This window comes from Klebsiella sp. ME-303 (assembly GCF_007910085.1).
Taxonomy (GTDB): Bacteria; Pseudomonadota; Gammaproteobacteria; order Enterobacterales; family Enterobacteriaceae; genus Klebsiella; species Klebsiella michiganensis.
In genome coordinates, this window is the sequence record NZ_VOJB01000057.1 from 1 (window position 1) to 26471 (window position 26471).

Here is a 26471-nt window from a genome sequence, read left to right on the forward strand (position 1 = left end):
AAAGGCAGGATGTATACCTGACAGAGGAATGTGAATTAAATTCATATCTGAATAGGCAGCGTTGATTGATGCAAATCAATATGTAACGCAAATACTGGTCGTTCCGGATACTGAAACGCGCGCGAGCAGGGGCGTAAGAAATAAATTACTTTTTATTCTTCACAGGACATGAAAAACTCCAGTACCGGGCATGAATATGGTTATAATTAATGGCTGACAGGATTAATATAAAACTTACAAATAATACTTGTCAGATATCCGGTATCGATGGTTAAACCGGACACGTATAGAGTCGCGCTGAGCGCAAAAGAAATAGCGGCATTTCATTCAGCAGATATATTAAAACACAACTTACAATAATGCCTCTCACTCATATCATGCCCTATAACCTTCCTTGCGCCCTCCCCGTGGACAGAGAGAGACAACGTCTTTCTACGGTGAGCCATCCCAGTCAAGTCGCCAGAGAGAACATTCAGCGTTAATGATCCCTCACATCATAACCAGACTGCCCGGTCTCAACGCTGCACTTTTCCCCTCAGCCCTTCTCTTTACCGCCACAGATTCAAAACCTTGATCTTCTCCGTGGCTCAGCGCAGCATGGAAATGCAAACACACTAAAACAAGAATTCGCAACCCAATCACAGGAGAGAATCAGTGCAAACAGGACATCGCTTCCAGGCCACGGATCTGCATCAATTTGTTAAAACCCTTTTCACCCATATGGGAAGCTCCCTCACCGAAGCATCGCTTATCGCCGACCACCTGATTGCCGCTAACCTGGCCGGGCACGATTCCCACGGCGTCGGCATGATCCCAAGCTACGTACGCTCCCACGCGCAGGGTTATCTCCAGCTCAATCGCCACGCCAGCGTGATGAAGGACGCGGGCGCGGTGGTCACGCTGGACGGCAACGGCGGCTTCGGCCAGGTGGTGGCCCATGAAGCCATGCAGATCGGCATTAAGAAAGCCAGAGAGCACGGTATGGCCGCCGTGGCGCTGCGCAATGCGCACCATATTGGCCGCATCGGCTACTGGGCGGAACAGTGCGCGGCCGACGGAATGATCTCTATCCATTTCGTTAACGTCGTTGGCAACGTGATGGTCGCCCCGTTCCGTGGGAAAGACAGCCGCTTCGGTACTAACCCGCTGTGCGTGGTGTTCCCGCGCGCCGGCCATCCGCCGCTGCTGCTGGATTACGCCACCAGCGCCATCGCCTTCGGTAAAACCCGCGTCGCCTGGCATAAAGGCGTCCCGGTACCGGCGGGGTCGCTGATCGACGCTCACGGCGTCCCCACTACCGACCCGGCGGTGATGCAGACGTCGCCGCTGGGGGCGCTGCTGACCTTTGCCGAACATAAAGGCTACGCGCTGGCGACGCTGTGCGAAATTATCGGCGGCGCGGTATCCGGTGGTAAAACCTCGCATCAGGAGACGCTGCAGGGCAGCGTGGACGCTATCTTCAACTGCATGACCACCATTATTCTCAGCCCGGAAGCGTTCGATGCGCCGGATATGCAGCGCGAGACCGAAGCGTTTATCGACTGGTGTAAACGGTCGCCGCACGACCCGGACGCGCCGATTCTGGCCCCGGGCGAGTGGGAAGAGGCTAACCGCCAGCAGCGTCTGGCGCAGGGGATACCGCTGGACGCCGGCAGCTGGCAGGCGATTTGCGCCGCCGCCGAAGAAGTCGGTTTACCCGCCGACACCCTCGCGCAGCTGCGCCAGAAGCTGGCCTGATTTTCCCCGATGACGCCCGAACGGGCGTCATGTCATCGTCATTAGTGTCGACATCACCGCCGCCTCGCCCTGCCTGATCAACTATTCTATACAAATTCAATAAGTTAAGTTTTGGCACAGCGTATGCATAACGCTCCCGTCATTTGCCGGTGCGCTGGCTCATGACGCCCTGACAAAGGCGGGCCGGGCCCGGCCTGTCCATTGTTGTTTATTCTCTGTTAACAGGTCTGTTACTGATGAAAAAAATCACGAGCGTTTGCCCTTATTGCGGGGCCGGTTGCAAACTTAAGCTGGTCGTCGAAAACAATAAAATTCTCCGTGCCGAAGCCGCCGATGGCGTCACCAACCAAAATCAGCTGTGCCTGAAAGGCTATTACGGCTGGGATTTCCTCAACGACACCCAGCTACTGACGCCGCGTCTGCAGCAGCCGATGATTCGCTATCAGAAAGGCGATAAGTTCACCCCGGTCAGCTGGGAGGAAGCTATCCGCTATACGGCGAAAAAACTGCGTGAAATAAAGGAGAAGCACGGCCCGCGCGCCATTATGACGACCGGTTCATCGCGCGGTACCGGGAATGAAACCAACTATGTGATGCAGAAATTCGCCCGCGGCGTGCTCCACACCAACAACGTCGACTGCTGCGCCCGCGTCTGCCACGGCCCGTCGGTAGCCGGGCTTCAGCTGGCGCTCGGTAACGGCGCGATGAGCAACTCGATTAGCGATATCGAAAACTCGAAATGCCTGCTGGTCTTTGGCTATAACTGCGCCGACTCCCACCCTATCGTCGCCCGCCGGGTGATTAAAGCTCGCGAAAACGGGGCGAAAATCATCGTCTGCGACCCGCGCCGTATCGAAACCGCCCGCATCGCCGATCGCCATCTGCAGCTCAATAACGGCAGCAATATGGCGCTGGTCAACGCCTTCGCCCACGTGCTGCTGGAAGAGGATCTGTATAACCACGACTACGTCGACCGCTTTACCGAGGGGCTGGACGCCTATCGCGAAACGGTGAAAGACTATTCCCCTGAAGCCGTCGAAGGGATCGTCGGCGTGCCGGCCGCTGAAATTCGCCAGGCGATGCGCATGTTTGCCGCCGCGCCTTCCGCCACCATTATGTGGGGCATGGGAGTCACCCAGTTCGGCCAGGCGGTGGACGTCGTCAGAGGGCTGGCGAGCCTGGCGCTGTTAACCGGTAACCTCGGACGCGCCAACGTCGGCGTGGGGCCGGTACGCGGACAAAACAACGTCCAGGGTGCCTGCGATATGGGCGTCCTGCCGAATATGTTCCCCGGCTACCAGGACGTCACCGACGCCAGCGTTCGCGATAAGTTTGCCAAAGCATGGGGCGTTAACCCGGCTGTCATGGACGACCAGGTCGGCACCCGGATCACCGAAGTGCCGCACAAAGCGCTGGCTGGCGAAATTAAAGCCTACTACATCATGGGTGAAGATCCCCTGCAAACCGAAGCCGATTTAGGCCTGGTGCGTAAGGGGATTGAGGCGCTCGATTTTGTGGTGGTGCAGGATATCTTTATGACCAAAACCGCCGAAATCGCCGATGTGCTGCTACCCGCCACCTCCTGGGGCGAACACGGCGGCGTCTTTACCTGCGCCGACCGCGGCTTCCAGCGCTTCGAGCAGGCGATTATCGCCACCGGTAATGTTAAGCGCGACTGGGAAATCATCAGCCTGCTGGCCAGCGAAATGGGCTACCCGATGCATTACGATAACAACCAGCAGATCTGGGACGAAATGCGCGAGCTTTGTCCGCTGTTCTATGGCGTCACCTACGAGAAAATGGGCGATATGAACCACGTCCAGTGGCCGTGCCCGACGCTGGATCACCCCGGTACGCCATGGCTGTATAAAGATAATCTCTTCGATACGCCAACCGGCAAAGGCCAGCTGTTCGCCGCCCCGTGGCGCGCGCCTGCCGAGACGCCGGATGAAGCGTATCCGCTGGTGCTCTGTACCGTGCGCGAAGTCGGCCACTACTCGTGTCGTTCGATGACCGGCAACTGCGCGGCCCTGCAATCGCTTGCCGATGAGCCGGGCCGGGTGCAAATCAATCGCGCCGACGCGCAGCGCCTCGGTATCGCCGACCAGCAGCTGGTGTGGGTCAGCTCGCGGCGCGGTAAGGTGATTACCCGCGCCGACATCAGCGATCGCATTAACGAAGGCGCGGTGTATATGACCTATCAATGGTGGGTCGGCGCCTGTAATGAGCTGACGCAGGATAATCTCGACCCGATCTCGAAAACGCCGGAAACCAAATACTGCGCGGTGAAGGTGGAGGCTATCGCGGATCAGCGCTGGGCCGAGCAGTATGCCTGGACAAGCTATAGTGAGATGAAAGCGCGCCTGAAAGCGGCGGTGAACGTGTAAAACAACGCAGGGAGATGCGCGCGTCTCCCTCCATATCCACTTTTGCTCCCGGGGGCTGCGCTCAACGCGCCTTGCCCGGGCTACAGATTCACCGCCATCTGCGGATCGGTAGCCCGGACAGATGCGCAGCATCGCCTCCGGGAAATTCAGCTACTCTGCGCTCTGTTCCCGGGGGCGGCGCGCAACGCGCCTTGCCCGGGCTACAGGTTCAGTGCCGTCTGCGGGCCGGTAGCCCGGACAGATGCGCAGCATCGCCTCCGGGAAATTCAGCTACTCTGCGCTCTGTTCTCGGGGGCGGCGCGCAACGCGCCTTGCCCGGTCTACAGGTTCAGTGCCGTCTGCGGGCCGGTAGCCCGGACAGATGCGCAGCATCGCCTCCGGGATCGGTCTCTTACGCCAACAGTTTCTCCACCAGCGCCGTCCACAGCGCCACGCCGTGCGGGATCAGCGCATCGTTAAAATCATATCCGGCGTTATGTAGCGGCTTTGACGCCGTCTCGCCATCGGTACCAATCCAGAAATAGGCGCCCGGGCAGGCCTCCAGCATGCAGGCAAAATCTTCCGAGGCCATAGAGGGATTGCCGTTCCAGCTCACCGCCGATTCCCCCAGCAGCGCGGTCGCCACCTCGCGAACCTTTTGCGCTTCAGCCGGGTGGTTGGTGGTGACGGGATAACCGGGATACCAGGCGATTTTGCCTTCCACGTCTGATACCTGCGGCTGGGCGGCGACATAGCTTTCAATCAGCCCCCTGACCCGCTCACGCACCTGGTTATTCAGACAGCGGAAGGTTCCGCGCAGCACCACTTTATCCGGCAGCACGTTGATCGCCTCCCCGCCGGAAATCTGGGTAATGCTTACCACCGTGGATTCCTGCGGCGACAGGCGGCGCGACGGAATGGTTTGCAGCGCCATAATCAGCTGCGCCGCGGCGACAATCGGGTCCGCCCCGCGCTCCGGCATCGCCGCATGACAGCTCTTGCCGGTCAGGGTGATTTCAAACGCATCGAGAGAGGCCATCATCGCTCCGCTGCCGATCGCCACCTGGCCCAGCGGCATACCCGGCCAGTTGTGCAGCGCGTAAATGGCATCCATCGGGAAGCGCGAAAACAGCCCCTCTTCCACCATCTTACGCGCGCCGCCCAGGTTCTCCTCAGCGGGCTGGAAAACAAAGTGAACGGTACCGCGAAAGCGGCGGGTTTGCGCCAGATGCGCCGCTGCCGCCAGCAGCATCGCGCTATGGCCGTCGTGGCCGCAGGCGTGCATCACGCCCGGATTACGCGATTTATAGTCGACGTCGCTCTGCTCGGCGATCGGTAGCGCATCCATATCGGCCCGCAGGCCAATTACCGGACCCGGGCCGTTCTCCAGCGTCGCGACCACGCCGGTGCCCGCCAGACCGCTATGCACCTGAAGGCCAAATGAAGCGAGCAGTTCAGCGACCCGGCGGGAGGTTTCCTGTTCCTGATACCCCAGCTCAGGGCAAGCATGAAAATCACGTCGCCAGCGAATGGCCTCGGCGATCAGTGAAGGGGATACAGCCATGTCTTACTCCTTTCCTGCACAGCTTCAGCGCTGAACGAGTGTTTTATGCAATACGTTGGGGCTACAGGTAACCCGCTAGCCTATTGGTTATATCCTTTCGCCCGCTCGCTGACAACTGCCGCCAAACCCTGCGCCAACGCGCCTTTGCGCGCCATCCCGCCTGCACTGCGTTTTTTTGTAGTCATATCAACGGTGACATAAGGCGTGCGATTAATTATTATGCAGCTATACTGGCGTTTTGCCGAATAATTCACTCTACAGACCTCCTTAACCGGAAATAAAATGTTCAACCCAGAGCAGAATCGTCTTGCCCCCACGCTGGCGATGATCATGGCGGCTTCATTAGTGGGATTTATCACCGGATACACGGTGCCCTTAATCAGTCTGGAGCTGGCGCAGCAGCAGATTGATACCGTTTACGTCGGCCTGCTGGCCGCGCTACCGCCAGCGGGGATGATGATCTCCTCCTTCCTCTCGCCCGCGCTGTGCCGGCGCTTCGAGATGGGGCTTCTGCTCTCCGTCAGCCTGGTGGCGCTGGCGGCGGCAACCATCGCCTCCTGCCTGTCGTTTGATATGGTTCATCTCCTGCTGCCGCGGCTGGTGACCGGCCTGGCGTCAGGGGTGATTATCGTCATTGGCGAAAGCTGGATCACCGGCGGCGCGGCGGGTAAAAACCGGGCAACCCTGACCGGCATTTATGCCTCCGCCTTTACCGGCTGTCAGCTCGCGGGACCGCTGCTGATCTCCGCCGGAGAAGCGTATCAATCATGGACTCTGCTGCTCGTCGGGCTGGTGACCCTCGCCTGTCTGCTGATGCTCCGCCATTTGCCCTCCGGCAGCCGCGAACGGCTGGCGGAACGCGCCAGCTGGCGCAGCCTCGGCGCCTTTTTGCCGGTACTGGCTTCCGGCGTATTCTGCTTCGCCTTTTTTGATGCCAGCATACTGGCGCTGCTGCCGCTTTACGGTATGGATAAAGGGCTGAGTGAAGTGACGGCGGTACTGCTGGTCACCGTGGTATTAACCGGCGATGCCGTATTCCAGGCGCCGCTGGGCTGGATTGCCGACCGCTTCGGTATTCGCCGCGTGCATCTGACCTGCGCGGTGGTCTTCTGCCTCGCCCTGCTGGCCTTACCGTTCCTGCTGGCGTCGCATATCCAGCTGATTGTCGGCTGTCTGCTTCTCGGCGCCGCGGCGGGGGCGCTCTATACCCTGTCGCTGGTCCGCGCCGGGAAGACCTTCTCCGGGCAGAAGCTGATTATGATCAACGCCCTGCTGGGATTCTTTTGGTCCGCGGGGAGCGTCGCCGGGCCGGTGGTCAGCGGATTGCTGATAAGCGTCGCGGGGTATGATGGTCTGCTGATGACGCTGTTTGTCAGCGGCGCGCTGTTCCTGCTGATTCAGTGCCTGGGTAAAAGCGAAAAAGCCCTGCTGGCGGACGAACGCGAGCGCGAAGAAGAGATGGATGATATTAGCGAGGCGGCGCAGTAACGCTTAAGGGCAGACACGGTTCGGCAGAACGAAAGCGCCCTCATCGCCCGCGCAGGGTCTTCTCCCCGGCAGCGCAGTCGCGCGCCGGGGGCGGGAGCCATTACAGCACTTTACTTAAAAACGCGGCGGTGCGCGGGTTAGTCGGCGCGCTAAAGATCTGCGCCGGTTTCCCCTCTTCCTGAATAATGCCCTGGTCGATAAAGATAACCCGGTCGGCCACTTCGCGGGCAAAGCCCATCTCGTGGGTTACGATTACCATAGTCATCCCTTCGCTGGCGAGGTTTTTCATCACCTCCAGCACGTCGCCCACCAGCTCAGGATCGAGCGCCGAAGTGGGCTCATCAAACAGCATAATCGACGGCTTCATCGCCAGCGCGCGCGCGATGGCCACCCGCTGCTGCTGCCCGCCGGAGAGGCTGGAGGGCCAGGCGTCGCGCTTATCGCTCAGTCCGACTTTCGCCAGCAGCTCTTCCGCCAGACGCACCGCCTCCGCGCGCGCCGTGCCGCGCAGGCTCATCGGGGCCATAATCAGGTTTTCCAGCACCGTTTTGTGCGGGAACAGATTAAAGCGCTGAAAGACCATGCCGACGCTTTCCCGCATCTTATTCAGATCGGTGGCGCGATCGTGGGCAGCGAAGCCGTTCACCTCAACCACGCCTTCGCTGACGGTTTCCAGCGCGTTCATGCAGCGCAGAAAGGTGCTTTTCCCGGAACCGGAGGGGCCGATAATGCACACCACTTCCTGCGGCTTAATGTCGCAGCTGATGCCGCGCAGAACGTGGCTGTCGCCGAAGCGCTTGTGTAAATTACGAATGTGAATCACTTTTGCCAAACCTCTTTTCCAGACGGTTAACCAGCTGCGCCAGCAGGAAAGTAATAACCCAGTAAACCAGGGAGATGGTCAGGTAGGGTTCCCAGTAGGTGGCGTAGGCGCCGGAAACGGTGCGCGCGGCGTAGGCCAGGTCCGCCAGACCAATAGCCGACGCCAGCGAGGAATCTTTAACGATGGCGATAGCGTTGTTGCCCAGCGGCGGCAGAATGCGGCGAAACGCCTGCGGCAGGATCACCTGACGCATAGTTTTCCACCACGGCATTCCCAGCGCGCGGGAAGCTTCCATCTGCCCCTTATCGATCGACTGGATCCCGGCGCGGAAGATCTCCGACACGTAGGCCCCGGCATTCAGCGTAATCGCCACGATACAGGAGAGAAACGCGCCGTAGTTTGAGCGCAGCTCGCGAGCGAAATCAGCGCTCATCATGCCGCTGGTCACCAGCAGTCCGTCGCGCGGGTTGATAAACAGCGGCACCAGCGCGAAGTGCACCACCATAATTTGCACGAACAGCGGCGTGCCGCGAAACGCGCTGACGTAAAAGCGCACCGGAAACTGCACCAGATAACGCAGAACGTATTTCCATACCCCGTGCTCGGCTTTCGCCATGCGCCCCAGCCCGAGGGTCAGCCCCCACAGGGTGCCGAGGATCACGCAGATAATGGTACATTTAATGGTCATCAGGGCACCGTCCATAAACAGCGGACCGTACTCCTCAATGATCTCCCAACGGAATCCCGTCATAGCCCTTCCCTAAAAAATACGGCTATCGCCAGAGTCGATAGCCGTGATGAAAATAAAAATGCGAATTATTGCGCTGGCAGCGTCGGGACGTTCTCGTCGAACCAGGTTTTATAGATTTTGGCGTAGGTGCCGTCAGCGATGATTTTCTGTAAACCGGCGTTGATCTTCGCCTGCAGCTCGCTGTTGCCTTTCGCCACCGCGATGCCGAAATACTGGCGCTCAAATTTGGCATCCGGCACCAGCTTGAACTGCTTCTCCGGGTGCTGCTTGATGTAGTATTTCACCACGCCGACGTCGCCGACCGCCGCGCTCACGCCGTCTTCAAACAGCTCCTGCAGCATCAGCGGAGTATTATCAAAACGTTTGATCGCGGTACTGTTCTTGCCCAGCACGTCGGAAACCACGATATCGCCGGTGCTGGAGTTCACCACGCCGACTTTCTCGTTTTTTAGCGCCTCAAGGGAGGAGACCTTTGAATCCGCCGGCACGACGATGGACTGCTCGGCCGGGAAATAAGGGGCGGAGAAATCCACCATCTGCTTACGCTTATCGGTGATGGTGATCCCGGAGATAATAATGTCGCGGTCGCCGGTGTTGAGGGTGGCGAAGATCCCTTCCCACGGCGTATTGACCAGTTTGATATCAAAGCCTTCCGCTTTGGCGATCGCTTTGATGATATCGATATCAAAACCTTCCAGCTGTTTCTGGCTGTTCTCGAACTCAAACGGGCGATAGGTTCCGCCGGATCCCACCACGTAAGTTTGCTGAGCCGCGTGGGCGGTGCCGATCATCGCCGCCACCAGGCAGCATGCTTTCATCCACTTCTTAACCATGACAACTCCGTTTTATGCATTAATTTTGCATAAAAATACACACTGTCATCATGGCATGCAACCGGAAACCTTCCCGACGGTAAATTATCTGCCGTTTAGCTTCGTTTACCGCCGGATTTCCCGATGGCCCGATGCAATTCATTGATCCGCTTCATCGATTTCACCGTTTTTTGCGGCGCGGTGGAGGCGACCGACAGCACGATCATCTCCAGGCAAACCAGCACCGTCCCGTGCAGCGGCACCCGCCCATTATCGCCGCCGCGCGGCACCTCAATGACCACCTGCGCCTCCTGGCTAAAGCGGGAGTCCAGCGCCTGGGTAAGTAAAATCGTCGGGATCCCCAGACGGCGGGCCTCGCGCAGGGTCGTCATCCCCTCCCGGTGCGGCGACTTCTGCCCCATCATAATCAGCACGTCGCCGCGCTGCAGGCCGATCAGCTGCTCGGCGAGGCTAAACCCGGTGCGGTTCATTACGTACGAAGGCAGGCCGATGCGGTTCAGCAGCCTGGCGGTATACTCCGCCAGAATGCCCGAGGCGCCGATCCCAAAAATCCCCACCTGGCGCGCGTCGGTCAGCAGCGCCACCGCCTGGGCCACCGCGGCGCGGTTGTCGGGGCGCGCAAGCACTTCGCAGGCCCGCTGATGCCCTTCCAGCACGAAATCGATGCTCGAATTGACGTCGCTGGATAAGGCGCTCACCGTGGAGATCATTTTTTCCGACGAGGTCGCCGACGGGCCGAACCAGCGCTCCATGGTCTGCTTCAGCTCCCGCAGTCCGGCGAAGCCGAGCGCCTGGATGGCGCGCACCACCGTGGCGTCCGAGGTATTGGTCGCGGCGGCGATTTCCATGGCCGTGCGCTCCAGCACCGCTTCCCGGTTTTCGTTGATATAGCTCACCACCGCCAGCAGACGCGGCGACAGCTGATGCGCGCGGGCGCGAAAACGTTCGCCGAACAGGTCAACCCGCCCCTTCTCTCTTTTTACCACCGTTTTCATTTCAGCCCCTCGGGCAAAGGACGACCGGCAATGTGCGACTGTACCTGGGCGACCATCAGCGACAGCGCGGCGTAGGAGTTAGAGATAACCTCCTCGCGCGGCAGCAGAATGTAGCGCCCGGTGCGGCAGGCGCGCATAAAGTCGCACCAGCCGGGCATCACGCCCTCCATCGCCTGCAGCTCATCCTGCGGCCTGCCGCCGGTATCGGAACGCCAGGTGGCAAATACGAAATCGGCATCCAGCGCCGGCAGCTGCTCGGCGCTGACGTCAATACGCTGGCCATCGGGGATGTTGTCAATCAGCGGCGGGAAGCGGAATCCGGCATCGCGCAGCACGCGTCCCAGCGCATGATAGGCGTGATGCACGGTAACCTTGCCGTTGTTGGCCTGAATCACCGAGACTACGATGTTTTGCGTATCCACCATCGCCTTTAGCTGGGCTATCTGCGCCTGATAGCGGCGTTCGAGGATTAAGAGCCGCGGCTGGGTGCCGGTGAGCTGCGCCAGCTTACGGTAGATGCGCGGCCGCTGCCCTGCAGGTGGTCGATGCTGACCGTTGGCGCAATCTTCTCCAGCTGCTCCACCGAAACGTGGCGGCTGGGCTCGGTAATAATCAGGTCCGGTTTCGCGGCGGCCACCGCTTCGAGATCGATATCCGCCGTGCCGATAAACCGAATCGCGCTGTTATCGAAATCAACGCCGGTCAGCTGTGCGCTGGCGCGTAAAAAGTGGCTGCCGTCCGGACGCGTCCTCCCGTGGCTGGCCACCGGCGGGACGCCAAGCTCGATCAGCGGGATGGTGATATCCAGATCGTGCAGCGACACAATGCGCTGCGGGTGCAGCGGAACGGTCACCGTACGACCCAAATCATCGGTGAAGGTTTGCGTATCGGCGGCCGAGGCGACGCCCGCCAACAGCACCAGCAGAGAAACGAACCAACGCATAGCGATCCTTTTTGATTTACAGGGCGTCACGGCGACGCCAGAGCAGAACGATAAAAAACGGACAGCCGACCAGCGCAATCACGATCCCTGCAGGGATCTGCAGCGGCGCGAAAGCCAGTCGGCCAATTGTATCGGTGGCTAACACCAGCAGCGCGCCAACCAACGCGCTGCCGCAGAGCAGCGCCACCTGGCCGCCGCGCAGCAGAAACCGCGCCATATGCGGCGCCATCAGGCCAACGAAGCCGAGGCTTCCGACGCAGGAAACGCTGGCGGAGGTCAGCAGCACCGGCGCGAAAAAGCGCAGCAGGGTTAGCTGCTGCAGGCGTACGCCGAGACCGATGGCCGTGCGGTCGCCGAGCAGCGCCGCATCGGCGGCCCTGGCGGTCAAAAAAAGGATCAGCGCCCCGGGCAGCGCCCAGCAGAAGGCGACGGCCAACAGCGGCCAGGTCGCCGCGTGCAGGCTGCCCGCCAGCCAGATCATCGCCGTTTGAACATCGCGCACGTCGGCGGTGGTCATAAAAATGCCCACCGCCGCCGCCAGCGTCCACGACACGCCGATGCCGATGAGAATAAAGCGCGGGCGCGAACAGTCGCGGGCCAGCGCCAGAACCAGCAGCGCCACCAGCACGCCGCCGAGCATTCCCGCCAGCGGCCGCCAGACCAGGCCCACCGCCGGGAAGAACAGCACCAGCGCCAGAACGACAATACTGGCCCCCTCCTTCACCCCGATAAGCCCGGGATCCGCCAGACCGTTGCGGGTAATGCTCTGCATCGCCGCGCCGGCCAGACCGAGCATCGCCCCGCACAGCAGCGCCATAAACAGCCGCGGCAGGCGGATATCAAAGAGGATAAATCGCTGCTGTTCACCCACGATGTCCGCCCCCAGCAGCGCACGGAACAGGGTACCGGAGGGCATCGGGAAGCTGCCGCGGGTCAGGCTAAACAGCGCCAGCAGCAGGATGACGAGCAGCGCGACAGCGGCGATTTTTACCGCCGCAGGGCGCAGCAGAATGTGCCAGCGGCCGCAGGTCAGCGGCCGAAAGCCGGCGCGACGGACGGCGCTTTTCATTTAAAAAACCTCGCGGCGATAAAAATAAATACCGGCGCCCCCACCAGCGCGGTCATCGCGCCGGTTGCCAGCTCCTGGGGCGCAACCAGGGTACGAGCGGCGATATCCGCCAGCAGCAGCACCAGAGCGCCAACCGGAGCGGCCAGCGGCAGCGCCAGGCGAATATCTTCGCTAATCAGCCGGCGCACCGCGTGGGGGACCACCAGCCCGACAAAGCCGATCGGCCCGGCCACCGCCACCGCCGAGCCGCACAATAGCGCAATGGCGGTCAGCCCCAGCAGGCGGGTCTGAACAATCTTTACCCCCAGCCCCAGCGCGACCTTATCGCCCAGCGCCAGCACGTTAAGACGCGGCGCGATGACCAGCGCGATCGTCACTCCCGCCAGCGCCGGGAGCAGCGCAGCGCGCAGCGTTTGCCAGTTCAGCCCGGCAAGATCGCCCGCCAGCCAGGTGCGCATCGCCAGCAGCGTTTGTTCATCGAGGATCAGAATCGCCGCGGTGACCGCCGAGGCAAAGGCCGACAGCGCCACCCCGCACAGGGTAATGCGCAGCGGCGTGACGCCGCCCCGCCCGGACGACGACAGCAGCATCACGCCGCCAAACAGCAGCGCCGCGCCGCAGGCGGCGGTGAGCGGTCTGGCTAACGCCACGCCGCCGAGGCTGATTCCCAGCGCCGATGTCGCCACTACCGCCAGCGAAGCGCCGGCGTTAAGGCCGAGAATATGCGGCTCGCCCAGCGGGTTGCGGATCACGGTTTGCAGCAGCAGCCCCGCCACGCCGAGCGCCGCGCCGGTGAGCAGCGCCGCCGCGAGACGTACCAGGCGTAAATCGACAATAATTCGGTGGTCAAAATTGCGCGGATCGTAATGGAGCAGCGCCTGCAGCACCGTTTGCGGCGCAATCCAGCGCGCGCCGAGTCCGAGATGCACCAGCGAGCCGCCCAGCAGCAGGCTCAGCAGTACCAGCGCCAGCCGGGGGCGGGATTGTCGGCGCGGCGGCAGCAGCGCGGAGGCGCTCATAACGCCTTCTCCTCACGGGCGCGGAACGGCATAAAAAAGGGCTTACCGGTCTGCGGGTTGAGCGACATCTGCACGTCCACGTCAAAGACGGTTTTGATCAGCTCCGGCGTACAGATTTCCTGTTCATTAATTACCCCGGCGATCGCGCCTTTTTTAAGAAACACTAGCAGGTCGGCGTAGTTCACCGCGAAGTTCAGGTCGTGCAGGACGGTGACCACCGTGCGGCCGTGATCGCGGGTTAAGGTTTGCAGCAGTTCAAGGATGTCGACCTGATAGCGCAGATCGAGCCAGGTGGTGGGCTCATCCAGCAGAATCGTCGCCGTTTGCTGGGCGAGAGCCATCGCGATCCAGCAGCGCTGGCGCTGGCCGCCGGAGAGGCTATCAACCGCCAGGTGGGCAAACTCTGCGGTACCGGTGAGCCGCAGCGCCTCTTCTACCGCCCGTTCATCGGCCTCGGACCATTGTCGCATCAGCCCCTGCCAGGGGTAGCGCCCGCGCGAAACCAGTTCAAAAACCGTCAGCCCTTCCGGGGTCAGCGGCGATTGCGGCAGAATGCCCAGCCGACGGGAAACCTCCCGGGTCGGCATCTGGTGAATCACCTCGCCGTCCAGACGTACGCAGCCCCCCAGCGGCTTGAGCATCCGGGCGATAGTCGACAGCAGCGTCGATTTCCCCGAGCCGTTGGCGCCGGCCAGTACCGTCATTTTCCCGTGGGGGATGGTCAGATGAATATTGTCGACAATTAGCGTCTGGCCATATCCGGCCGACAGGGAATCAAGGACGATCCCCTGCTCTGCAGGCAACACCCGCTGTGGCATAACTCGCTCCCGCGCCGCAACGGCGTGGCGCCAGGCCCGCTCGTTCCGCACTCAAACAAAAATAAATCTCATTCTCTTTTGATCATGCGGTGGATGAATGTAGTAGTCAATACCCTATGACGGCGCCGGCCGCGCGGGTTTACTACCAAAATCTGCACAACATAAAACGACTTTAATAATCAATTAAAACAATAATGTATGAAATTTTCACCCAGCCCATTCCTCGCTAATTGATTGATTATTTGTTTCGTCAGTTTTTTATCTTACATAACGTTTACTACTACATGCCTTCATGATTGAATGATTCTCAATTACATATCTGGCGCGCGTTGCGGCGTAAAAAACAGCCAGGTTTATTTTTCAGGGCAATGATTTTATTGGCTTTACCTCTCCGCAAAGGCGAGGTTCGTTCACGAGACACAAAAATGATTCCACTCAATGTCCCTTATTCGGCATTAAAAGGGCGTGCGCTTTTTTCACTGATTTTTTTCACCTCACCGGGATTATTGGCAGCGGTTAATAGCGCCGATAAAACAAAGAAAACCGCTGACGAGACCATAACGGTCGTGGCCGACGGCACTCGGCAACGCGCTACCCAGGGATATCAGCCGGTCAATACCTCGACCGCCACGCTGACTACCATGCCGATGCTGGATATTCCGCAGGTGGTCAATACCGTCAGCGAGCAGGTGCTCGAGGATCAGCATGCGACGAACCTCGACGAAGCGCTGTATAACGTCGCCAACGTGGTACAAACCAATACCCTCGGCGGGACCCAGGACGCCTTCACCCGCCGCGGCTTCGGCGCTAACCGCGATGGTTCAATCATGACCAACGGCCTGCGCACCGTACTGCCGCGCAGCTTCACCGCCGCCACCGAACGCGTCGAAGTGCTCAAAGGCCCGGCCTCAACGCTGTACGGTATTCTCGACCCCGGCGGATTAATCAACGTGGTGACCAAACGCCCGGAGCGCAGCTTCGGCGGCTCCGTCTCCGCCACCTCCACCAGCTTTGGCGGCGGTACCGGCCAGTTTGACGTCACCGGCCCCATCGACGGGACTCAGCTGGCGTATCGGGTAATTGGCGAATATCAGCATGAAGATTACTGGCGTAATTTCGGCAAAGAGAAGAGCAGCTTTATTAACCCCTCCCTGACCTGGTTCGGCGAGCGGGCGACGGTGAACGTCTCATATTCGCACCGTGACTACAGTACCCCATTCGATCGCGGCACCATCTTCGATCTGAACACCGGCCATGCGGTGAACGTCGATCGCAAAACGCGTTTTGATGAACCGTTTAATATTACCGACGGTTATTCCGATCTCGCGCAGCTGAATGCCGAATACCGTCTCAGCGACGCTTGGACCGCCCGCTTCGACTACAGCTACAGCCAGGATCATTACAACGACGATCAGGCCCGGGTAATGGCCTACGACTCGGCGACCGGCAACCTGACCCGCCGCGTCGATGCCACCCACGGTTCCACCCAGAAAATGCACACTACGCGGGCGGATTTACAGGGCAACGTGGTCATTGGCGGTTTCTACAACGAGATCCTCACCGGCCTGGCCTACGAGAATTACGATCTGCTGCGCACCGATATGATCCGCTGTAAGAACGTCAAGGGTTTCAATATCTATAATCCGGTCTACGGCACTGTTGGCAAATGCTCCAGCGTTTCGGCATCCGACAGCGACCAGCGTATTCAGCAGGAGAGCTACGCGGGCTACCTCCAGGACGCGCTCTATCTTACCGATAAGTGGATTGCCGTCGCCGGGGTGCGCTATCAGTATTACACCCAGTACGCCGGCAAGGGCCGCCCGTTTAACGTCAATACCGACAGCAGCGACCAGAAATGGACGCCGAAAGCGGGCCTGGTGTATAAGCTGACGCCGTCCGTCTCGCTGTTCGGTAACGTGGCGCAGTCGTTTATGCCGCAGTCCTCTATCGCCAGCTATATTGGCAATCTGCCGCCGGAAGAGTCGACGTCTTACGAGCTGGGCGCGAAGTTCGATCTGTTCAATGGCGTCACCGCCAATATCGCGCTGTTTGATATTGATAAGCGCAACGTCCTCTACACGGAATCCGTGGGCGATGAGACGGTGGCAAAAACCGCCGGTAAAGTGCGCTCCCGCGGCGTCGAAGTGGACGTGTCCGGGTCGCTGACCGATAACCTGAGCGTTATCGCCAGCTACGGCTATACCGATGCGAAGGTCACCGACGATCCGGATTACAAAGGCAAACCGCTGCCGAACGTGCCGAAACACACCGGTTCGCTGTTCCTGAGCTACGACATTCACAATGTCTACGACAGCAATACGCTGACGGTGGGGGGCGGCGGTCGCGCGGTGAGCAAACGTTCCGGCACCAACGGCGCGGATTATTATCTGCAGGGCTATGCGGTGGCGGATGTGTTTGCGGCCTATAAGATGAAGCTGCAATATCCGGTGACCCTGCAGGTTAACGTGAAGAACCTGTTCGATAAGACCTATTACACCTCCTCCATCGGCACCAATAACCTCGGCAACCAGATCGGCGATCCGCGGGAAGTACAGTTTACGGTGAAGATGGATTTTTAAGCCTCATCCCTGTCCCGGATCGCGGCGCCTTATCCGGGCTAGCACATTGTAGCCCGGGGGCGGCGCGGCCCTACCGCGCCGCCCCCGGGAATCCCCGCCGAACGGTCAGAATCAGCACGCCCCGGATAACGCCTTGCCTTACCAGTCCTCTCCCTGGCCAAGAATGCGCAAAATATCCTGCCGATGCAGCAGCAGCAGCGGATTGTCGCGATGGCGGGGATACGTCAGCGGCAGCGCAAACTCGGCGATAATCCGCCCCGGTCGCGGCGACATGATTAACACCCGATCGCACAGCAGCAGCGCCTCTTCGATGTCGTGGGTAACCAGCAGGCTGGTATAGCCCTGCTGCTGCCACAGGGCGATCAGCTCCCGCTGCATGCTGATGCGGGTAAGGGAATCCAGCTTGCCCAGCGGCTCGTCGAGCAGCAGCAGACGCGGCTCATTCAGCAGCGCCCGGGCCAGCGCCGCACGCTGCGCCATCCCGCCGGAAAGCTGGCGCGGCCACGCTTCGCTAAACGCCTGCAGCCCCATTCGCGAAATCAGCGCGTCGGCCTTTGGCTCAAGCCCCTTTTTCCCCTGCGCCTGCGGTCCCAGCAGCACGTTTTGCCGCACCGTCAGCCACGGATAAAGGGTCGGATCCTGAAACACCAGTATCCGTTCGGGCCCCGGTCCCCCCATCGCCGCCTCATCAATCTGAATTTGCCCGGCCTGCTGCGGCTCCAGTCCCGCCAGCAGCCGCAGTAGAGTGGATTTACCGCAGCCCGAAGGACCGAGCAGCGCGACGCTCTCTCCCGGCCGCAGCTGCAGGCTGATATTCTCCAGCACCGGCACCGTCTGTTTGCCAAGGCTAAAAGCGTGATGCAGATGACTTATCGACACCGCCGCGCCGGTCGATGCCGCCTGAGAAGTGGCGTTCGCGGTTACCATTGCATCCCTCCCCGCTGCCAGCTCAGCAGCCGGTCGCGGACCATAAACAGCCCGCTAATCAGGCCGGAGCAGAGCAGCGCCATCACCAGCAGCGCCGCGTACATATTGGGATAGGCCGCCCAGCCCTGCGCCCACTGGAGATAAAAACCGATACCGGATTTCACGCCGACCATTTCGGCGACGATCAGCACCGAAAACGATGCGCCAAGCCCCATAAACAGGCCGACAAAAACGTTCGGCAACGCGGCGGGGATCGCCACGCGCAGGATCAGGAAACGCTGGCTGGCGCCCAAGGTTCGCGCGACGTCATACCACGCCTTATCGATACCGATAACCCCGGACCAGGTCAGCACGGTCACCGGGAACCAGGTGCTGAGCGCGATCAGAAACACGCTGGCGCCGAAGCTGGAGGGGAAGATAAACAGGCACAGCGGCAGCAGCGCGGTGGACGGCACCGGCCCCAGCAGACGCAACACCGGATGCACCCAGTAGCCGATCCGCTGGGACCAGCCGATCGCCAGCCCGCTGATAAAACCGCAGCTGGTGCCCAGCAGCACCCCGAGCCCGAGCAGCCCCAGCGAATGCAGAAGGCTATCAAGCAGGCGCGGCCAGTCATCGTGCAGCACCTCAATCAGCGCCTGCGGCGGCGCGAAAAACGGCACCGGCAGAAACGCCGTCTTGGCCGTCAGTCCCTCCCACAGCGCAAAAAGCAGCGGCAGCAGCGCCAGCCACTTTCCGGCATGCTGCAGGCGAGTCCCCCGCTGCCGCCAGTAGCGGTAGCTCAGCGCCAGCAGCAACAGTCCGCCGCCAAGGGTGAACTGCGCCAGCGCCCACCCTTCGCTAAACGGCCAGCGCCGCCCGGCATCGGGCCAGGCCAGGGTAAACAGGCCGCCCAGCAGCCATAGCGCGGCGGCAAGCCAGCCTTCCTTCCACAGCGGCCTGCCGCTTGCCGGGCGCGTCAGCACCCGTTCAGGCGAAAACGTTGACATAAATGCTCTCCGCAAACTGATGGGGATCGGTTCCCGGTTTAATGACCTGCACCCGCTGAAGATCCACGGCGTACTGGGTCAGCTCTTTGACAAACGCCTCGCCCACCGCATGATGGCCGTGCCCCTGGCCGTGGAGAATGCCGCTGACCTCCGCCTCATTGGTATTCAGCGCATGGGCGAGGAAGGATTGCGCCACGCTCTCCGGATGCGCGGCGGCATAGCTGTGCGCCTCAAGAATCGCCTGGGTGAGCGCGGCGGCGGCCGGTTTATGATCGCGCGCCAGGCTACCGCTGACCCCAAGCACGCAGCAGCTCAGGTTAGCGTAATCGCCGGTCATATTGCTGGCGATAAGCTGATATTTACCGGTTGCCAGCAGACGATAGCTGAAGGGTTCGCTGCCGCTGATGGCGGCAATTTCGCGTTTATCCAGCGCCACGCTGAGTAAATCTGCCGGATAGACTTTCCACTGCACATCGCTTATCGGATCGATGCCGTGGCGCTTAAGCAAGATGGCGAAGAAGTTTTTATCCGGCCCGGCCATATCGGTGACGCCGATGGTTTGCCCCTTCAGGCTCTCCAGGCCGCCGAACGGCGAGTTTTTCGCCGTCAGCAGGTTCAGGCAGCCGCCGTGGGTTCCAGCGGTGAGCTTCACGTCGAAGCCCTGCTCCAGCGCCTTCAGCCAGCGCAGCGCCATCCCGACGCCGGCGTCGGCCTTGCCGGTGGCAATCGCCTCCAGCAGCACGTCCGTCGAGTTGCCGAAGTTAACGAACTCCACGTCGAGATTGTATTTACTGAAGATCTTCTGCTGCTCCGCGACGGCAACCGGCGCCAGGCACACCGCGCTTTTGTTAATCGCCAGCTTGATTTTGTACGGCTGCGCCAGGCGCAGGGCCGGGTGTTCCTCACCGCTCGCCATGGCCGCCATATCGTGAGCCCAAAGGGGCAGAGAGGCCCCGGCCAGCGCAAGGCTGCCGGTCAAGCGTAAGAAACGACGGCGAGATGTCATCATGGCGACACCTCCGCATGGGCCTGCGCGGCAGGCACGCTAAAGCCGTTATCAAACGTCGGCGTCACGTCCAGCTTTGCGCGGATCAGCCCGTTGGCGAGGTAAAAGTCCGCCGTCGACTGCTGCTGAGCGACCGTCTTCGCGTCCAGACGCAGCCACTGCGACTGGCGATTGGCAAACTGCGCGCGGGCGATATCCGCCGGGAAACGAATAATTTCCCCCAGCGTTTTACCGTAGCTATCGAGATTGGCGTAGGCCCAGCGCTCGGCGCCGGCCAGGCGATTGAGGTAATCCTGCAGCGCCGCGCGCTTCTGCGGATCCTTAAGGGCATCATCGGTTGCCGCCAGGAAAGTGTTACCCGGCAGCAGCCCTTTGCCGCTGACCAGAATCTGCCCCTCGGCGGTCTTCACCAGCTGCGTGGTGTACGGCTCCCAGGTCGCCCAGGCGTCCACCGAACCGTTGAGCAGCGCCACTTTGGCGTCCACCGGCCCGAGAAACACCCACTGCACCTCTTTCGGCGAAATTCCCGCCTGCTCCAGCGCTTTCAGCGCCACAAAGTGGCCAATCGACCCTTTACCGGTAGCGATGCGTTTGCCTTTTAAATCCGCGGCGCTTTTCAACGCGCTGCCGGGCGAGACCAGCACCGCGGTGCCGGCCGGGTTACTTTTATCGACGGCGATGGCTTTAACCGGCGCGCCGTTAGCCAGCGCGAACAGCAGCGGCGCATCGCCGATAATTCCCGCATCCACCGCCCCGGCGTTAAGCGCTTCCGCCAGCGGCGCGGCGGCCGGAAACTCGGCCCATTTAATCTCGTAAGGAAGATCCTGCAGGGCGTTGGCTGCCTCCAGCTGCGAACGCATGCCGCCTTTTTGATCGGCGATTCGCAGGGTGATTCGCTCCTGAGCCGCCGCATAGCCGCTCAGGGCCAGCAGCATAACCACCCCGGCTAAACCGGTAAAATTAAGTCTGCGCATATGAATTATCCTTATTTTTGAAAAGCGTGTTTGCCGGCCGCCAGCCACGCGCTGTCGCTCTGCGGGGTATGTACCCGCCCGCACAGCACGTTGCGATAGTGGCGTTCCAGAGGATTTTGCCGACTCAGGCCATGGTTGCCGGTCAGCTCCAGCGCCAGGTTCACCGCCTGAATGGCGTTGTCGGTAATCGTGACTTTCGCGAGATTCGCCTCAATGGCGGAAAAGCCCAGCTGCGCGGCCTTTTCCAGCAGAGTGCGATTGACCAATAGCCAGCCGTCAATCTGGCCGACTTTTTCCTGCACCCGCGGCAGGCTGGAAAGGGGTTGCCCAAGGCTGCCCGGAATACGCGTACCCAGCCACGTTACCAGCCAGTCGCGGGCGGCCCGCGCGATGCTGTCGTAAATCGCCGCCAGCAGCGCCGTATGGCGGTTGGCAAACAGACGAAACTGTTCCGCATCCGGCGCGGGAGGCGCATCGGCAGGCCACACGTCCACCGCGTGCTCTGCAGCCACCCGGACGTTGTTCAGCACCACTTCGTGGCTGCCGGTTGCCCGCATTCCGGCGTGATCCCAGCTGTTCACCACGGTAATGCCCTCACTGTCGCGGGGCACCAGCCAGGTGCCGACCAGCGGCGGAGCGTCGTCGCTGCGGCCCCAGATGGCCAGCCAGCTCAGCCCCTCAATACCGGTGGTATAGATTTTATGGCCGTTAATCTGCCACCCTTCCGCGCGGCGGGTCGCCACGGTTTGCGGCAGGCCGCCGCGCGCCGGGGAGCCCAGTTCCGGCTCCACGCGCAGGCTGTTGATCAAGCCTCCCCGCTCGACGGCATCGTGAAAAACCCGCTGGCGCAGCGGCTCGGACCAGTTCTCGTTTTCCGCCAGCCGCAGATGGTGCAGGTACTGCATGCAGACGATCAGCGCCGTCGCCGGTTCGCCCCAGGCGATGGCCGCAATGGCCTGCTGAAGCTCGGCTAAGCCGGCACCTGCCCCGCCGTACTGCTGCGGCACGGCGAGGCTTAAAAAACCGCGCTGGCGCAGACGGTCGATATTGTCGCGGGGAAAGTCGCCGCTGGCGTCGAGACTGGCCGCCTGCTCCGCCATCAGCTGGCGTACCTCCGTCAACCGCCGCGCCCAGTCATCGCTTGTCTGACCGATCACGAGGCGCGCTCCGCCACGGCGCGCAGGGCGGCTTTTTCGCGGGCGATCGGCAGCAGCGCTTTACCGTACTCCTGAGCATCGTTGAGCGGGTCAAATCCGCGGATCAGGAAGTTGCGCACGCCGAGGTCGTAGTAGTCGAGCAGCGCGTCGGCGACCTGTTCCGGGGTGCCCACCAGCGCGGTGGAGTTGTGGCCGCCGCCTACCAGCTGCGCGATCCCGGTCCACAGGCGTTTATCCACCACCTTGCCCTGCGCCGCCGTCGCCCGCAGACGCTGCGCCCCGACGCTGTCGGGCTTGGCTTTGAAACCGCCTCCGCTCTGCGCCGCCCGCTCGGTGGCGACGTGCAGGATATGCTCGGCTTTCTCCCAGGCCTCGGCTTCGGTCGCGGCGATAATCGGCCGGAACGAGACGCTGAAGTCGATTTCGCGCTGATGTTTCGCCGCCTCGGCCCGCACGCGCTGGATGGTTTCCGCGGTTTGCGCCAGCGACTCTCCCCACAGAGCGAAGACGTTGGCGTGCTTGCCGGCCACGGCGATGGCCGCTTCCGACGAACCGCCGAAATAGAGAGGGATATGCGGTTTTTGCAGCGGGCGAATGGCCGACCACGCCTGTTCCGCCTGATAAAAGTCATTGGCGATATCCACCGGCTGTTCGGCGGTCCACACCTTGCGGACGGTCTCAAGGAAGGCATCGGTACGCGCATAGCGCTGATCGTGATCGAGGTAATCACCGTCGCGGCGCTGCTCGGCGTCATTGCCGCCGCTGATGATATGTACCGCCAGACGGCCGCCCAGCAGGTGTTCAAGGGTAGCGAACTTACGCGCGGCGAGGGTCGGCGAGACAAAACCGGGACGATGAGCCAACAGGAAGCCGATCTTTTGCGTCGACAGACCCGCCAGCGCGGTCACCAGGAATCCGTCGGGTTGATCGGACCAGTGGCCCACCAGCAGGCGGTCAAACCCGGCGGCCTCGTGGGTTTGCGCGAAACGCACGATGTAATCGCGGTCAAAAATCGGGCCGACCGGGGCGATGGTTTCCGACGACAGGCGGTGGCCGATCATGCCGAGAAATTGAATGCTCATGCAGAACTCCTTGTAGCAGGATAATGAGTGGGCCGCCGCGGCGGCGCGTTTTCATTACCCTATACACGGGCTCTTAATGAACAAAATGCATTTTTATCATATCTTAATATGCGAGATAAGCATTTATAAAAATTATATATACGTTTCAGCCAGATAAGTTTAGCTGCTGAACGACTTTGCCGGCGAAAAAAGTCAGCGGCTGGCTCAGATTGGCCAGATTCTGCGCGTGAACCAGCCACAGATGCACCTCGGGCTGGAAATCCGCCAGCGTCAATACCGTCACCTCGTCGCGCCACGGGCTGGCGGCCAGCGCGGCGCGCGGCACCAGGCCAAGCCCCAGCCCCTGCGCCACGAGGCTGATTTGCAGCTGGGCGCCCGCGGTCTCGACATTCAGCGCCAGACGCAGCCCCTGGGACTGCAGTTCGCGGATCAGCCCGGCCCGCAGGCCGCAGCCGTCGGGATTGAGCACCCAGCCTTTTTCCGCGCAGTCGCGCAGCGCCCCGGCGTGAAGACGCCAGCTTTTAGCCGCAATTACCACAATATCCAGCGGGCACAGCAGGCGCCCGCCGTAGCCCTCAGCAAAGCGTTGCTGTTCCGGCCCCATCGCCAGCACGCCGTCCAGCTCGACGCTTTCAAGGCGCTTTTGCAGCAGCCCGCTCCAGCCGCAGGTCACCTGCGGTCGCAGGGCGGGAAACTGCTGGCGCAGCGCGCTCAGCGCCGGCTGCAGGGCAATTTCCGCCACGCTCTGCGGGACCCCGAGACGCAGGATACCGTGCGGCTCGGCCTCGGGGTCGAGCAGGCCGTACAGCTTTTTGGTCTCCCGCTTGATGCTCAGGCACTGCTCGTAAACCCGGTGCCCGGCGGCGGTCAGGGTGAGCGGCCGGGTCTGACGCTCCAGCAGCGTTACGTTGAGGGTTTGCTCAAGACGCTGCAGACGACGGGTAATCGCCGATTGGGTAATACCGAGATATTCCGCGGCCTGGTTAAGCGAGGAGAACTGCACGGTGGCCAGCAGTGCGTCAATGTCGTCGATGCGCATAGCGTCCTTAATGTGATTTTTGCATATTAATATATGCGGAAATTGCATTTTAATTATATTAACGCCTTTGCTAGCGTAAAGACCAGTCCCGACAACAGGAAGCGACCATGACCGCACCGCGAGTGGAAAAATTACGCCAGTTTATTCAAGACCTTGATGCCCTGCATCGCGAATTTGCCGATGAACAGCCCCTGCTCGACGCCGTGGCCCTGCGCCTGGCCGCGCTGGTGAAAAAGGATGACTGGCTGCCGGAGGAGTACACCCTGCCGCATCCCCACCACTATCAGCAGTATCTGCTGCATGCCGATTCCGGACAGCGTTTTTCCATTGTCAGCTTCGTCTGGGGGCCGGGGCAATCGACGCCGATTCACGATCATCGGGTGTGGGGCGCCATCGGCATGCTGCGGGGCGCGGAGGAGAATCAGCGCTACCGCCTGGACGAGCGCGGCCAGCCGATGGTCAGCGGCCTTGCTGAACGCCTTTCCCCCGGTGAAGTGGAAAAAGTCTCTCCCCGCGACGGCGATATTCACCGGGTGAGCAACGCCCTCGCGGATAGCGTCTCGATCAGTATTCACGTTTACGGCGGCAATATCGGCGGCGTCAGGCGAGCGGTTTATACCCCGGAAGGCCTCGTCAAACCTTTTGTCTCCGGCTACTCCAACCGCCACTTACCCAATATCTGGGATCTCTCAAAGGATAATTAATATGCCCACCTGTTCTTATCGCCCGGCCGCCCAGCTGCGCCAGACGCTGCTGGACGGCGCCGAGCTGGCGCTGATCGACGTTCGCGAAGAGGCCGACTTTGCCCGCAGCCATCCGCTGTTTGCCGCTAATCTGCCGCTCAGCAAGCTGGAGCTGGATATTTTTCGGCGCGTGCCGCGCCTGACGACGCCGATTACCGTCTATGACGGCGGCGAAGGTCTGGCGGAGCGGGCCGTCGAGCGCCTGCAGAGCTGGGGCTACGAAGATGTCGCCCTGCTGGAAGGCGGCCTGCCGGGGTGGCAGCGCAGCGGCGGAGAGCTGTTCCAGGATGTGAATTCGCCGAGCAAAGCGTTCGGCGAGCTGGTGGAGAGCGAGCGGCATACCCCCTCGCTGAGCGCCGGGGAAGTGCAGGCGCTGCTCGATGGTCAACAGGAGGTGGTTGTCGTCGACGCGCGCCGTTTCGATGAGTATCACACCATGAATATTCCCGGCAGCATCAGCGTGCCCGGCGGGGAGCTGGCGCTGCGCATTGAGGGCCTGATTCCATCATCGCAGGCGACGGTGATCGTCAACTGCGCGGGGCGCACGCGCAGTATTATCGGCACGCAGTCGCTGCGCAATGCCGGTTTGCCCAATCCGGTCTACGCGCTGCGCAACGGCACCATCGGCTGGACCTTAGCCGGGTTTGACCTTGAGCGCGGCCAGCAGCGGCGTTATGACGCCGATTTTCGCGCCCCAGCCGAACGCGCGGCGGCGGTGAGGCAGCTGGCGGAGCGAGCCGGCGTCGCCTTTATAGACAGCCCAACCCTTCAGCGCTGGCTGCGGCAGCCCGCCCGCACCACTTACCTGTTCGACGTCCGCAGCCCGGAGGAGTACGCCGCAGGTCATCTGCCGCTGAGCGTTAGCGCGCCCGGCGGGCAGCTGGTGCAGGAAACCGACCATTTCGCCAGCGTGCGCGGGGCGCGCATTGTGCTGATTGCCGATGACGAGATACGCGCGCCGATAACGGCGTCCTGGCTGGCGCAGATGGGGTGGGAAGTGGCGGTATTACGCGATGCGCGCGCGGAAGATTTTAGCGAGCGCGGTACCCCCGCAGGCCGCGTACCGCCGGGTCCGCAGGCGGAGGAGATTGCCCCGCAGCAGCTGGCGGCACAGCTGAGGGAGCCGGGAACCGTGGTGCTGGACTTTACCACCAGCGCCAACTACGTCGCCCGGCATATTCCCGGCGCTTACTGGCTGGTGCGTTCACAGCTGCGCCAGGCGCTGGAGGTGCTGCCTTCCGCCGAGCGTTACGTTGTCACCTGCGGCAGCAGCCTGCTGGCCCGCTACGCGGTGCCTGAGGTTGCGGCGTTAACCGGTAAACCGGTGCAGCTGCTGAGCGGCGGCACGCTGGCGTGGATTGACGCCGGGCTGGCGCTGGAGCATGGCGAGACGCATCTGGCGACGCCGCGCAGCGATCGCTATCAGCGCCCGTATGAAGGTACCGATAACTCACCCGCGGCAATGCAGGCCTACCTCGACTGGGAGTTCGGCCTGGTTGAACAGCTGAAGCGCGATGGCACGCACGGGTTTAAAGTATTGTGATGTCCCCCGCTCGCGCTGCGCTTAGC

General features: G+C 61.4%; 20 protein-coding genes and 2 pseudogenes. 6 read left to right on the forward strand and 16 right to left on the reverse strand.

The window, feature by feature from the left end:
* The first annotated feature begins 654 nt into the window (after positions 1–654).
* Entirely contained in the window at positions 655–1737 is a 1083-nt protein-coding gene (locus FQK12_RS03400; RefSeq protein ID WP_014229673.1) for a malate/lactate/ureidoglycolate dehydrogenase, read from the forward strand.
* Positions 1738–1973: 236 nt separating this feature from the next.
* A complete protein-coding gene (gene fdhF / locus FQK12_RS03405; RefSeq protein WP_014229674.1) occupies positions 1974–4124 on the forward strand; it encodes a formate dehydrogenase subunit alpha in 2151 nt (716 codons plus the stop codon).
* A 391-nt stretch (positions 4125–4515) separates the two neighbouring features.
* Here the strand turns inward: fdhF and FQK12_RS03410 are convergent, their stop codons facing one another.
* Positions 4516–5667, reverse strand: a complete 1152-nt coding sequence (locus tag FQK12_RS03410) for a M20 aminoacylase family protein (RefSeq protein WP_014229675.1) — start codon at positions 5665–5667, stop codon at positions 4516–4518.
* Between the two features lie 282 nt (positions 5668–5949).
* Here FQK12_RS03410 and FQK12_RS03415 point away from each other — a divergent pair, with 282 nt between their 5' ends.
* Positions 5950–7155, forward strand: coding sequence for an MFS transporter (locus FQK12_RS03415; RefSeq protein WP_004139588.1), 1206 nt, complete (start codon positions 5950–5952; stop codon positions 7153–7155).
* Positions 7156–7255: 100 nt separating this feature from the next.
* Here FQK12_RS03415 and FQK12_RS03420 read toward each other — a convergent pair whose 3' ends face one another.
* From FQK12_RS03420 to FQK12_RS03455, 8 genes and pseudogenes are all read right to left on the reverse strand, one after another.
* Positions 7256–7978 (reverse strand): amino acid ABC transporter ATP-binding protein, encoded by a 723-nt coding sequence (locus FQK12_RS03420; RefSeq protein WP_014229677.1) that lies wholly within the window; start codon positions 7976–7978, stop codon positions 7256–7258.
* Positions 7962–8729: an amino acid ABC transporter permease gene (locus FQK12_RS03425; RefSeq protein WP_004102832.1), complete on the reverse strand. Its 768-nt coding sequence runs from the start codon at positions 8727–8729 to the stop codon at positions 7962–7964. The genes FQK12_RS03420 and FQK12_RS03425 overlap by 17 nt, the downstream gene beginning before the upstream one ends.
* Positions 8730–8794: 65 nt before the next feature.
* Positions 8795–9562: a basic amino acid ABC transporter substrate-binding protein gene (locus tag FQK12_RS03430; protein WP_004851663.1), complete on the reverse strand. Its 768-nt coding sequence runs from the start codon at positions 9560–9562 to the stop codon at positions 8795–8797.
* Between the two features lie 95 nt (positions 9563–9657).
* Positions 9658–10557, reverse strand: a complete 900-nt coding sequence (locus FQK12_RS03435; RefSeq protein WP_038423147.1) for a MurR/RpiR family transcriptional regulator — start codon at positions 10555–10557, stop codon at positions 9658–9660.
* A pseudogene (locus tag FQK12_RS03440) lies at positions 10554–11526 on the reverse strand (iron-siderophore ABC transporter substrate-binding protein); the annotation flags it as partial. The gene FQK12_RS03435 and the pseudogene FQK12_RS03440, both read right to left, overlap by 4 nt.
* Positions 11517–12569: a FecCD family ABC transporter permease gene (locus FQK12_RS03445; protein WP_014229679.1), complete on the reverse strand. Its 1053-nt coding sequence runs from the start codon at positions 12567–12569 to the stop codon at positions 11517–11519. The gene FQK12_RS03445 and the pseudogene FQK12_RS03440, both read right to left, overlap by 10 nt.
* Positions 12566–13588, reverse strand: coding sequence for a FecCD family ABC transporter permease (locus FQK12_RS03450; protein WP_014229680.1), 1023 nt, complete (start codon positions 13586–13588; stop codon positions 12566–12568). Before FQK12_RS03450 ends, FQK12_RS03445 begins: the two co-directional genes overlap by 4 nt.
* On the reverse strand, positions 13585–14406 hold the full coding sequence (locus tag FQK12_RS03455; protein ID WP_014229681.1) for an ABC transporter ATP-binding protein: 822 nt from the start codon (positions 14404–14406) through the stop codon (positions 13585–13587). Before FQK12_RS03455 ends, FQK12_RS03450 begins: the two co-directional genes overlap by 4 nt.
* Positions 14407–14912: 506 nt before the next feature.
* Here FQK12_RS03455 and FQK12_RS03460 point away from each other — a divergent pair.
* Positions 14913–16985, forward strand: a complete 2073-nt coding sequence (locus FQK12_RS03460) for a TonB-dependent siderophore receptor (RefSeq protein WP_088168676.1) — start codon at positions 14913–14915, stop codon at positions 16983–16985.
* 138 nt (positions 16986–17123) lie between these two features.
* On the opposite strand, the gene FQK12_RS03465 is transcribed toward FQK12_RS03460, so the two are convergent.
* The 7 genes and pseudogenes from FQK12_RS03465 to FQK12_RS03495 all read right to left on the reverse strand — a co-directional run bounded on the left by FQK12_RS03465 (position 17124) and on the right by FQK12_RS03495 (position 24159).
* Positions 17124–17912 carry an ABC transporter ATP-binding protein gene (locus FQK12_RS03465; RefSeq protein WP_014229683.1) on the reverse strand — a complete coding sequence of 263 codons (789 nt, stop codon included), beginning with the start codon at positions 17910–17912 and terminating at the stop codon, positions 17124–17126.
* The gene (locus FQK12_RS03470; protein ID WP_014229684.1) at positions 17906–18901 is read right to left on the reverse strand and encodes an ABC transporter permease; all 996 of its coding nucleotides are present in this window, start codon (positions 18899–18901) and stop codon (positions 17906–17908) included. The genes FQK12_RS03465 and FQK12_RS03470 overlap by 7 nt, the downstream gene beginning before the upstream one ends.
* Entirely contained in the window at positions 18882–19910 is a 1029-nt protein-coding gene (locus FQK12_RS03475; protein ID WP_014838729.1) for an ABC transporter substrate-binding protein, read from the reverse strand. Before FQK12_RS03475 ends, FQK12_RS03470 begins: the two co-directional genes overlap by 20 nt.
* Positions 19907–20881, reverse strand: coding sequence for an ABC transporter substrate-binding protein (locus tag FQK12_RS03480; protein WP_014229686.1), 975 nt, complete (start codon positions 20879–20881; stop codon positions 19907–19909). The genes FQK12_RS03475 and FQK12_RS03480 overlap by 4 nt, the downstream gene beginning before the upstream one ends.
* Positions 20882–20892: 11 nt before the next feature.
* Entirely contained in the window at positions 20893–21981 is a 1089-nt protein-coding gene (locus FQK12_RS03485; protein ID WP_047725015.1) for an acyl-CoA dehydrogenase family protein, read from the reverse strand.
* Between the two features lie 34 nt (positions 21982–22015).
* Positions 22016–23120: pseudogene (locus FQK12_RS03490) on the reverse strand (LLM class flavin-dependent oxidoreductase).
* A gap of 145 nt (positions 23121–23265) precedes the next feature.
* Positions 23266–24159, reverse strand: a complete 894-nt coding sequence (locus FQK12_RS03495) for a LysR family transcriptional regulator (protein WP_014229689.1) — start codon at positions 24157–24159, stop codon at positions 23266–23268.
* A 107-nt stretch (positions 24160–24266) separates the two neighbouring features.
* Here FQK12_RS03495 and FQK12_RS03500 point away from each other — a divergent pair, with 107 nt between their 5' ends.
* Together FQK12_RS03500 and FQK12_RS03505 are read left to right on the forward strand one after the other, a co-directional pair.
* Positions 24267–24863: a cysteine dioxygenase gene (locus tag FQK12_RS03500; protein WP_014229690.1), complete on the forward strand. Its 597-nt coding sequence runs from the start codon at positions 24267–24269 to the stop codon at positions 24861–24863.
* A 1-nt stretch (position 24864) separates the two neighbouring features.
* Positions 24865–26445 (forward strand): rhodanese homology domain-containing protein, encoded by a 1581-nt coding sequence (locus FQK12_RS03505; protein ID WP_014229691.1) that lies wholly within the window; start codon positions 24865–24867, stop codon positions 26443–26445.
* Positions 26446–26471 lie beyond the last annotated feature (26 nt).

Coding starts and splice junctions, on each gene's coding strand:
- FQK12_RS03485 (WP_047725015.1), bottom strand. CDS start 21,981: ATGGCGGAGCAGGCGGCCAGTCTCGACGCCAGCGGCGACTTTCCCCGC.
- fdhF (WP_014229674.1), top strand. CDS start 1,974: ATGAAAAAAATCACGAGCGTTTGCCCTTATTGCGGGGCCGGTTGCAAA.
- FQK12_RS03425 (WP_004102832.1), bottom strand. CDS start 8,729: ATGACGGGATTCCGTTGGGAGATCATTGAGGAGTACGGTCCGCTGTTT.
- FQK12_RS03445 (WP_014229679.1), bottom strand. CDS start 12,569: ATGAAAAGCGCCGTCCGTCGCGCCGGCTTTCGGCCGCTGACCTGCGGC.
- FQK12_RS03455 (WP_014229681.1), bottom strand. CDS start 14,406: ATGCCACAGCGGGTGTTGCCTGCAGAGCAGGGGATCGTCCTTGATTCC.
- FQK12_RS03495 (WP_014229689.1), bottom strand. CDS start 24,159: ATGCGCATCGACGACATTGACGCACTGCTGGCCACCGTGCAGTTCTCC.
- FQK12_RS03450 (WP_014229680.1), bottom strand. CDS start 13,588: ATGAGCGCCTCCGCGCTGCTGCCGCCGCGCCGACAATCCCGCCCCCGG.
- FQK12_RS03430 (WP_004851663.1), bottom strand. CDS start 9,562: ATGGTTAAGAAGTGGATGAAAGCATGCTGCCTGGTGGCGGCGATGATC.
- FQK12_RS03435 (WP_038423147.1), bottom strand. CDS start 10,557: ATGAAAACGGTGGTAAAAAGAGAGAAGGGGCGGGTTGACCTGTTCGGC.
- FQK12_RS03475 (WP_014838729.1), bottom strand. CDS start 19,910: ATGATGACATCTCGCCGTCGTTTCTTACGCTTGACCGGCAGCCTTGCG.
- FQK12_RS03465 (WP_014229683.1), bottom strand. CDS start 17,912: ATGGTAACCGCGAACGCCACTTCTCAGGCGGCATCGACCGGCGCGGCG.
- FQK12_RS03410 (WP_014229675.1), bottom strand. CDS start 5,667: ATGGCTGTATCCCCTTCACTGATCGCCGAGGCCATTCGCTGGCGACGT.
- FQK12_RS03480 (WP_014229686.1), bottom strand. CDS start 20,881: ATGCGCAGACTTAATTTTACCGGTTTAGCCGGGGTGGTTATGCTGCTG.
- FQK12_RS03415 (WP_004139588.1), top strand. CDS start 5,950: ATGTTCAACCCAGAGCAGAATCGTCTTGCCCCCACGCTGGCGATGATC.
- FQK12_RS03470 (WP_014229684.1), bottom strand. CDS start 18,901: ATGTCAACGTTTTCGCCTGAACGGGTGCTGACGCGCCCGGCAAGCGGC.
- FQK12_RS03500 (WP_014229690.1), top strand. CDS start 24,267: ATGACCGCACCGCGAGTGGAAAAATTACGCCAGTTTATTCAAGACCTT.
- FQK12_RS03505 (WP_014229691.1), top strand. CDS start 24,865: ATGCCCACCTGTTCTTATCGCCCGGCCGCCCAGCTGCGCCAGACGCTG.